Origin of the sequence: Paralimibaculum aggregatum, assembly GCF_030270585.1 — a bacterium.
Lineage (GTDB): Bacteria > Pseudomonadota > Alphaproteobacteria > Rhodobacterales > Rhodobacteraceae > Thermohalobaculum > Thermohalobaculum aggregatum.
This window is the reverse complement of the sequence record NZ_BSYI01000083.1, coordinates 1-6,320: the sequence shown is the minus strand read 5'-3', so window position 1 is coordinate 6,320 and position 6,320 is coordinate 1. Positions and strand designations below refer to the sequence as shown.

7 protein-coding genes are annotated in these 6,320 nt (G+C 73.2%); 5 read left to right on the top strand and 2 right to left on the bottom strand.

Annotated features, from left to right (window positions below; translation table 11 throughout):
• Positions 1 to 21 precede the first annotated feature (21 nt).
• Both QSJ97_RS24085 and QSJ97_RS24080 read right to left on the bottom strand, forming a co-directional pair.
• A complete protein-coding gene (locus QSJ97_RS24085) occupies positions 22 to 315 on the bottom strand; it encodes a type II toxin-antitoxin system RelE/ParE family toxin (RefSeq protein WP_285675030.1) in 294 nt (97 codons plus the stop codon).
• A complete protein-coding gene (locus QSJ97_RS24080) occupies positions 305 to 568 on the bottom strand; it encodes a type II toxin-antitoxin system ParD family antitoxin (protein WP_285675029.1) in 264 nt (87 codons plus the stop codon). Before QSJ97_RS24080 ends, QSJ97_RS24085 begins: the two co-directional genes overlap by 11 nt.
• Positions 569 to 935: 367 nt before the next feature.
• Between QSJ97_RS24080 and QSJ97_RS24075 the strand changes: the two genes are divergently transcribed.
• The 5 genes from QSJ97_RS24075 to QSJ97_RS24055 all read left to right on the top strand — a co-directional run.
• Positions 936 to 1,604 (top strand): hypothetical protein, encoded by a 669-nt coding sequence (locus QSJ97_RS24075; protein WP_285675028.1) that lies wholly within the window; start codon positions 936 to 938, stop codon positions 1,602 to 1,604.
• Positions 1,605 to 1,919: 315 nt separating this feature from the next.
• On the top strand, positions 1,920 to 2,123 hold the full coding sequence (locus tag QSJ97_RS24070; protein ID WP_285675026.1) for a helix-turn-helix domain-containing protein: 204 nt from the start codon (positions 1,920 to 1,922) through the stop codon (positions 2,121 to 2,123).
• 1,250 nt (positions 2,124 to 3,373) lie between these two features.
• Positions 3,374 to 3,928 carry a tyrosine-type recombinase/integrase gene (locus QSJ97_RS24065; protein ID WP_285675025.1) on the top strand — a complete coding sequence of 185 codons (555 nt, stop codon included), beginning with the start codon at positions 3,374 to 3,376 and terminating at the stop codon, positions 3,926 to 3,928.
• Between the two features lie 50 nt (positions 3,929 to 3,978).
• The gene (locus tag QSJ97_RS24060; protein WP_285675024.1) at positions 3,979 to 5,025 is read left to right on the top strand and encodes a tyrosine-type recombinase/integrase; all 1,047 of its coding nucleotides are present in this window, start codon (positions 3,979 to 3,981) and stop codon (positions 5,023 to 5,025) included.
• Positions 5,022 to 6,320: recombinase family protein (locus tag QSJ97_RS24055; RefSeq protein WP_285675023.1), on the top strand; the 1,299-nt coding region annotated here is incomplete at its 3' end. The genes QSJ97_RS24060 and QSJ97_RS24055, both read left to right, overlap by 4 nt.

The following is a 6,320-nucleotide window of genomic DNA, read 5'->3' as shown; positions in this document are numbered from 1 at the left end:
CTTCCGCTATTGCTCATTCCGTCAGATCGGATCGACCACCCAATCCTCGCGGCCGTGCCTGAGGCGTACGATCAGCACGTCGTCGCTCTCGTCGACGAGATGGACGATGACGTGCACGCCGCAGGGATGGACGCGAACCGGCGGCGCGAGCTCGGTGCGCCCGCGCGCCAGTCGAGGATTGTCGGCGAGGAGCGCAAGGGTCCGCTCGAGCCTGGCGTGATAGGCCTCGGCCTGCGCGCCGCCGAACTCCCGTGCTCCCTCGAGATAGGTCTGGATGATGTCCTCTTCGGCTCTGGCAGTGAGCCTAAAGATCATGGCCCGATGATCCCGGTGCCGAACACCGGCGGCGGGCTTCCTCGAGCATGTTGCTCATCGATCGATCGCTCGCACCGCTCTCGAGCCCTTCGGTAACGAGCCGCTGCATCTCGGCGATCTTCGCGGCGCGGTCCTGGTCGCGGCGGATCAGGTCGCGCACATAGTCGCTCGCATTGCTGTAGCGGCCGGTCCTGGTCTGGGCCTCGACCCAGTCCTTCATCGGGTCGGGCAGGGAGACGTTCATCGTGGCCATGGGTGATCCTCCATGATGCCAGTATGGCAATAATTGCCAATTTCTGTCAAACACGCTGCCACTCTCACGCATGGATCGTTTCCTCAAGACCGTGGCCCTCATCCGTCCGGAGTTCGCCAGACGGCAAGATTCGCGTGCTTGCGGCCGAACCCGCCTTCGGGCGCAGTTCGTCAGCTTACCGAACACGGAAGAGCCGGATTCTGCTGGCCTGCTCGCGCGGAGCCGGCCTGCCCTTACGAGGGCATTTCTGCTTGCTATCCTTCCGCCGGTCCGGGTCCCGATTGCCCGGCTTGCGCGCATGAGGGAGTTGCCCGCCTTGCTGCCGACCAGGACCCTGAAGCGTTGTCCGCCGCGCGATCTTGCACGGGTGAGGGTCGCGCTTGCCCGGGCCGCGGCCGGACGCAGCCTTCCTCCCGAGGATGTCGGGGCCGGGATCCTGGCGATCCTCCATGCGACGGAACTGGCCAGCGACGGCAGCGCGGCCTCGGCGGTCTGGACCGCGCTGGAGGCGGCCGAACCGGGCGATGCCGAGCTGCGGGACCGGTTCCTGGCGCTGGCGGAGGCGGACGACCCGCTGTCCGAGGCGCATGCGCAGCCGGCGCTGTGGATCGGCCTCGAGGGCGCGATCCTCCGCCGCTTCGGCACGCGCCGGCGGCGGGCGCGGCACGGCGAGCGGCCCTCGCTGCGGACCCTGTTCTGGTCCCGGCTCGACGCGGCGGAGCGCCGCGAGATCCGCGCGCTCTGCCGCAAGCGGGCGCACTCCCATGGGCGCCGCGTCCGGCGCGGCGGGCAGGCGGACTGGCGCCTGACCACGGCCCTGCCGCTGCTGGCCGGGCTCTTCATGCGCCTGACCGGCTGGCGGCAGGCGGACGACCTGCTGCCCTATGCCCGCCGCGGTCACTTCATCGGGTTCTGCACGGCGGCGCTCGCCCCGCTCGGCCCCCATCGGAGCCTGACCGCGACGGCGCTGTCGCGCCGCTGGGAGACCGCGGTGAAGGCCAGACGGGCCGAGGCCAGGGAGCCCTGGATGGGCTGATCCGCCCCCGGATCCGCCCCGCGATCCTCCCCGCGGGGCACCGCGCCGGGCTCGCAGGTCTGGTACCCGTGAATGCCCTTGCGTGCTGTCGCGGCGCCGGCTGTTCCCCGATCCTGCGCGGCCAGAAGGTCGCGCCGCACCGGCCGACCGGCTTCTGCGGGGGATCCGTGGCGACGGAGGCGACAGGCGAGACGGCCGGACATGGCGAGGACGGGGCGGGGCATCCCCCTGCCCTGCTCGCGCTCGTCCGGCTGCTGGCCCGCGACGCCGTCCGGCAGGCCCTTGCCGAGGCCCCTGCAGAGGCAGGCTCCCCCGATGAAGAAGACCCCGACTGACGCCGCCGAGGACCGGCTGATGACCGTGCGCGATGTCGCGCATGCGGACCGGTGCTCGGAGAAGTCGGTCCGCCGCGCGATCGCGGCGGGCCTGCTCGAGGCGATCCGGATCGGCCCCTCGGGCCGCGCGCTGCGCATCACCCGCGCGGCCCATGCGCGCTACCGGGCGCGCCGGCACACCTGACCGCGGATGTCCATGAATGTCCAGTGATTCCAGAGAGATGATCGATCCTCGGGAGGACATGGCAGGCGCAACGAAGAAGCTTGCGCCTGACCCCATATCCCGAACGGACCCGCCGGTCCGCCCCTGTCCACCCGAGACCATCCCTGTCACGAAGGAGACCCACCCGATGCGCCGGATCGACCCCAGGGAGCTCGAGACCGCCTTCGTGGCGGCAACCACGCCGAGCCTGGCCGACGCGCTCGCTCATGTCGACGCGGCCACCGATCTCTCGCCGACACGCCGCCGCGATCTCGCCTCCGGCCTGCGCCGCGTCGCCCGGGCGATCGGCCATGCGCCGGAGGATGCTCCTGCCGACCCCGCCTGGCTGCGGCCGCGCATCGCCCGGGTGATGCCTGCCGCCATCGGCCTCAGCCCCAGGAGCTGGACCAATGCGGTGAGCGACGCCCGGGCGGCGCTGGCCCGTTTCGGGGTCGTGGAGGGCAGGCCCGCGCGCCCGGTGCCGCTGACCCCTGTCTGGGATCGGCTCTGGCGCGCCGTGCTCGATGCCGGCAATCCCTCGATCACGCCGGGGCTGCAGCGCTTCGTGCGCTTCCTCAGCCGGCTCGGCATCGCCCCGGAGGCGGTCGCGGACCTGCATGTCGACGCCTTTCGCGTGGCGCTCGGGCTCAACGAGATCCGCAGGTCGCCGGATCAGGACGCGCGGGCCGCGGTCTGCAGCTGGAACCTGGCCGCCCGCGAACTGCCCGCCTGGCCGAAGCGGAGGCTGACCGCGGCCTCGAGATCGGCGCAGTCTGCGCTCGGGCTCGAGCGCTTCCCCGCCAGCTTCGCCGCCGATCTCGGGCGTTACCTCGACGGCCTCGCCCGGCCCGACCCGCTCGATCCGGCGGCGCGCCCGCGCAGCCTGCGCCCGGCGACCATCCGCCACCGCCGCGCCCAGGCGATCCGCTTCGCCTCGGCCCTCGTCCATGCCGGCAGACCGGTGGAGGAGATCACCGGTCTCGCCGCCCTCGTCGAGACCGGCGCGGCACGCCAGGGGCTCACCTGGATGCTCGACCGCTCGGAGGGAAAGCCGACACCCGGGACGGCCAACATCGCCGTGATGCTCCATCTCGTCGCACGGGATCATGTCCGCGCCTGTAGGCGAGACGCTTGCCGAACTCAAACGCCACGCCCAAAGGCTCGCGGTCAAGCGGCCGCCCGGGCTCACGGACAAGAACCGCGCGCGGCTGCGCCCGCTCCGGGATCCCGACATGCTGCGCAGCCACGTCGCCCTGCCCCGCCGCCTCGAAGAGCGGGCCGCGTCCAGGCCGCCCCGGAGCCGGGCGCTCGAGATGGAGATCGCGGTGGCCATCGCCATCCTGCTGGTCTGCCCGATCCGCCGGCGCAACCTCGCCGAGATCCGCATCGACCGCCACCTCCAGCGCCAGAAGGACGGGCGGGTCTGGCTCGTCTTCGGGGCCGACGAGGTGAAGAACCGCCAGCCGATCGAGTTCGCGCTGCACCCGCCGGTCGTCGCCCTCATCGACCGCCATCTCACCGGGCACCGCCCGGTGCTCGTGCCCGGCGGCACGCCCTGGCTGTTCCCGCGGCGCGACGGCGCCGCGCCCTGCGCGAAGGGGGCGCTCTCGGCCCGCATCTCGCGTACCATCCGCCGCGAGCTCGGTCTGGAGATCCACATGCATCTCTTCCGCCACCTCGCCGCGATGCTCTGGCTCGAGGCCCATCCCGGCAACGACGAGGCCGCCCGCCGCCTGCTCGGCCATGCCGCGCTCAGCTCCACGCTCAACGCCTATGCCGGCTTCTAGGCCGGCACCGCGACGCGGCTCTTCGCCGAGCTCGTCGAGGGGATCGGCCGGTGATCCCCGCCCGTTCCCTCCCCGTGGCGCACTGGCCCGAGGCCGACCGCCTCGCCTGGACCGCCCTGACGACGCCTGCCGGCCCGCTGGACGAGCCGGGCGCGCTCGCCGGCCTCCGCCCGGCCTCCCTGAAGACGCTGGCCCATGCCCATGGCCACTGGCTCGCCTGGGTGGCCGCGCAGGACCCCGCCGCCCTCGACGAGGCCCCCGCCGGGCGGCTCACGCCGGCGCGCCTCGCTGCCTGGATGGAGCGGGAGGCCGGGCTCGCGGCAGTGTCGCGCCGGACCCTGGCCGAGGGCGCGCTGCGCGTCGCGGCGGCCATTGCGCCCGCGCGGGACTGGACGGCGCAGCGCCGTGCGATCGCCCGCCAGCGCCATGAGGCGGCCTGCGCCGGCTCGCCCCGCAAGCGGGGCCGGATCGTCCCCCCCGAGGTCCTCGTGGCAGCAGGGCTCGCGCATGCGGCCGCCGACGGGCCCGGTGCGCCATCGACGCTCGCCGAGGCCCGTCGGCGGCGCGACGGCATCATGGTCGCGACGCTCGCGCTCCTGCCGCTCCGCCGGCGCAGCTTCAACGGGCTCGCGCTCGGCACCTCGCTCCACCGGGTTGGCAGCAGGCTCACGATCAGCCTCGGCGCCGGGGACCTCAAGGCCGGCAACGCCTGGGAGGCGCCGGTCCCGGACTGCCTCGCCGGCCCGCTGCTCGGCTATGTCGACGCGGTGCGACCCTGGCTCATGGCGCGCGGCGGGGCGGTGCATTCCCGGCTCTGGGTGGGGGACCGCGGCGCAGCCTACGGCGACGGCCACTTCTCCCAGCGGATTGCCGGGATCACCCGCCGGCTCCTCGGCGTCGCCATCCCGCCCCACTTCTTCCGGGATGCCGCGGCGACCACGCTCGCCCATCATTCCCCCGACGCCGCGCGCCTGACCCGTGCCATACTCGGCCATACCAGCTTCCGGACCGCCGAGAAGCACTATCGCCACGCCCGGATGATCGAGACTGGCCGGGCCTATGCCGGGCTGATCGGCGCAATCGGAGATGCCTCATGACCATTGCCGCGATCTATGCGCGCTACTCCTCCGAGCTGCAGCGCGCGGCCTCGATCGAGGACCAGGTGCGGGTCTGCCGCCAGCGGATCGAGGCCGAGGGATGGGCGGCCGGCCCGGTCTACACCGATCACGCCGCAAGCGGCGCATCGCATCTGCGACCCGGCTACCAGGCGCTGCTCGAGGGCGCCCGGGAGGGCCGTTACGCGGTGCTCCTCGCCGAGAGCCTCGACCGCCTCTCCCGCGACCAGGAGCATGTCGCCGGGCTGTTCAAGCGGCTGTCCTTCGCCGGCGTGCGGCTCGTCACGCTCTCGGAGGGCGAGATCGGCGAGCTGCATGTCGGGCTCAAGGGCACCATGGGTGCGCTTTATCTCAAGGAGCTGGCCGAGAAGACCCGCCGCGGGCTCGAGGGCCGCGTGCGCCGGGGCCTCTCCGGCGGCGGCATCTGCTATGGCTACCGCACCCGCCCGGGCAGCCCGGGCGAGCGCTGCATCGAGCCGGCCGAGGCGGCCGTCGTGACCCGGATCTTCGAGGCCTTCGCCGCGGGCCGGAGCCCGCGCGCCATCGCCGGCGAACTCAACGCCGCGGCGATCCCCGGCCCCCGTGGCCGGCCCTGGGGTGCCTCCACCATCCACGGCAACTGGCGCCGCGGCACCGGGATCCTCAACAATGCCCTCTATGCCGGGCAGCTCGTCTGGAACCGGCAACGCTTCGTGAAGGCCCCCGAGACCGGCCGGCGCCAGGCCCGCCCGAACCCGCCCGAGGCCTGGATCACCGAGCCGGTGCCGGATCTGAGGATCGTCGAGGACGCGCTCTGGCAGGCCGTGAAGGCACGCCAGGCGGAAACCCGGGCCGCGGTCTCTCCGGAGGCCGGCGAACCGGCCGGCATCCGTGCCGAGCGGGCGCGCCGCCCGGTCTACCTCTTCTCCGGCCTGCTGACCTGCGGCGCCTGCGGCGGCGGCTATGTCCTCGTCGGCAAGCGCCACTACGGCTGTGCCAACACGCGCAACCGCGGCACCTGCGGCAATCGCCGCACGATCCGGCGCGACCTGCTCGAGAGCACGGTGCTGGACGGCCTCGCCGAGCACCTGCTGCATCCCGATCTCGTGGCCGGCTTCATCGCCGAGTACCAGCGCGAATGGACCCGCGCCACCGGGGCCGCGCGCGCCGCGCGGGACGGCCAGCAGGCAGAGCTCACCCGCGTGCGGCGGGCCATCGTCAACCTTGTCGAGGCGGTGAAGGCCGGCCTCTTCTCGGCGAGCCTGAAGGCCGAACTGGAGGATCTCGAGGCGCGCAGG

Excerpts from the sequence above, each read along its gene's own strand:
- QSJ97_RS24085 (WP_285675030.1), bottom strand. The coding sequence starts at position 315 with ATGATCTTTAGGCTCACTGCCAGAGCCGAAGAGGACATCATCCAGACC.
- QSJ97_RS24080 (WP_285675029.1), bottom strand. The coding sequence starts at position 568 with ATGGCCACGATGAACGTCTCCCTGCCCGACCCGATGAAGGACTGGGTC.
- QSJ97_RS24070 (WP_285675026.1), top strand. The coding sequence starts at position 1,920 with ATGAAGAAGACCCCGACTGACGCCGCCGAGGACCGGCTGATGACCGTG.
- QSJ97_RS24065 (WP_285675025.1), top strand. The coding sequence starts at position 3,374 with ATGCTGCGCAGCCACGTCGCCCTGCCCCGCCGCCTCGAAGAGCGGGCC.